At 49.9% G+C, this 1,503-nt stretch carries 1 protein-coding gene and 2 pseudogenes; 1 reads left to right on the top strand and 2 read right to left on the bottom strand.

The window, feature by feature from the left end; all coding sequences use genetic code 11:
• Positions 1-118: 118 nt before the first annotated feature.
• Complete coding sequence (locus CRO75_RS32810) at positions 119-661, bottom strand: GNAT family N-acetyltransferase (protein WP_158539521.1); 543 nt, start codon at positions 659-661, stop codon at positions 119-121.
• Positions 662-908: 247 nt separating this feature from the next.
• On the opposite strand from CRO75_RS32810, the pseudogene CRO75_RS32220 reads away from it, so the two are divergent.
• Positions 909-1,322, top strand: a pseudogene (locus tag CRO75_RS32220) (transposase); the annotation flags it as partial.
• 20 nt (positions 1,323-1,342) lie between these two features.
• On the opposite strand, the pseudogene CRO75_RS32215 reads toward CRO75_RS32220, so the two are convergent.
• Positions 1,343-1,503: pseudogene (locus CRO75_RS32215) on the bottom strand (IS3 family transposase); the annotation flags it as partial.

Raw genomic sequence — 1,503 nt, 5'->3', positions numbered from 1 at the left:
TAATCGCGGGCGGGCGTCCGATTCTAGGCATGACTTCGAGGCTGTCCAGGCAGAAGAAATGGTAACTTTAGTTTATTTTGTCTACACCTTCTTAGCTTGGGACAGCAGGCAATAGGCTTCAGTTATTATTGCAATCAAGATAATGCTTGGTGTATTCCAGAACTTTGTTCGTGTCAGCCAACATATGAATAGTCATCCCATGATTTTGTTCAACGCACTCGCTTACACTCTCATCAGCGTGAAACTCCTTATTCAAGGAGAATCCAAATCGTTCATAAAACGGAGCGGGATGCTGTTCGCCGGGTGATCGGGTGGCTGCCAATTTTATGCAGCCATATTCATATTGGTTCGCCAAGCAGGCCATTTGATGAAGCAGAATGGTTCCCATCCCTTTGATTCGAGCGTCCCTTGGCAATTTGTTAGTATAGAGATCCGTCAGATAAAAATTACCGTCACCATAATCTGCGGCTTTTACTACACCCAGGAGCTGCCCAGCTATGCTAGCTTTAATAGCTGCATCAAATGTACTTTCGAAGTCAACTTCACTGCTAAACGAAATTGGAATGCCCTCCCGGCATAATTCGTACTCAGTTTTATTCACCCCCCCAAAGGGTTCGCGGGAAGCTTGTTCTTTATATGGAGTGACACTAATAATATGCATATCTATCTCAACAAAGCTGCTTAGATCGATAGGTCGTACTTGAAATGCAGCGACGCATAGGATGCGTAGCCCTACAGGCTGGTGCATAATAATTTATACAGCCCCTGATAGTGCTCCACTTTCACCCCGCCACCAAAAAAACACTTTCAATTTCCGCTCGCCCAGCACAAGTATTTTAATTAGGGAAACTCCGAACAAGTCCCCAAACGTGCTGAAATACAGTCTCATCACCTGACCCGAGCCCTTCATGAGCCAGATGAGCTTTTCCGACTTCGAATACGCCGGCAAACGTAAGCAAACTCGCCGCGAACGGTTCCTCGCCGAGATGGACCAGGTTGTGCCCTGGAGCGGTCTACTGAAGCTGATCGAACCGTATTACCCGAAGGCAGGCGGTGGTCGCAAACCCTATCCGCTGGAAACCATGCTGCGCATTCATCTGCTGCAAAACTGGTTCTCTCTGAGCGACCCGGCGATGGAAGAGGCGCTGTATGAAATCACGCCCATGCGCCAGTTCGCGCGCCTGAACCTGAGCGCGCCGATCCCCGAAGACACCACGATCATGAACTTTCGGCACCTGCTGGAAAAGCATAAGTTGGCCCCTGCGATCCTCGCGGTCATCAACGGTTATTTGCAGGAAAAAGGCTTTTCTCTACGCCAGGGGTCTCGGTGCGCGCCTTGAACCGTCATGTAGCCCACGGTCGGTATCCATTCAGTTTTCAAACTGCGAAACATGCGCTCCATCGGCGCGTATCCCAACAGTTTCCACGACGGCTCATGCTTTGGCGCATGCGGTAACGCTAGAGCCGTTGGCGAAACTGGCGACTACCGCATTGGGCGAATTC

Origin of the sequence: Pseudomonas sp. LAMO17WK12:I10, assembly GCF_900215185.1 — a bacterium.
Classification (GTDB): Bacteria; Pseudomonadota; Gammaproteobacteria; order Pseudomonadales; family Pseudomonadaceae; genus Aquipseudomonas; species Aquipseudomonas chlororaphis.
Note: the sequence above shows the minus strand (reverse complement) of the source record. Positions and strands in the feature narration are given on the sequence as shown.

What these genes read in the sequence shown, in the direction of transcription:
- CRO75_RS32810 (WP_158539521.1), bottom strand. Translation starts at nt 661, where the DNA reads ATGCATATTATTAGTGTCACTCCATATAAAGAACAAGCTTCCCGCGAA.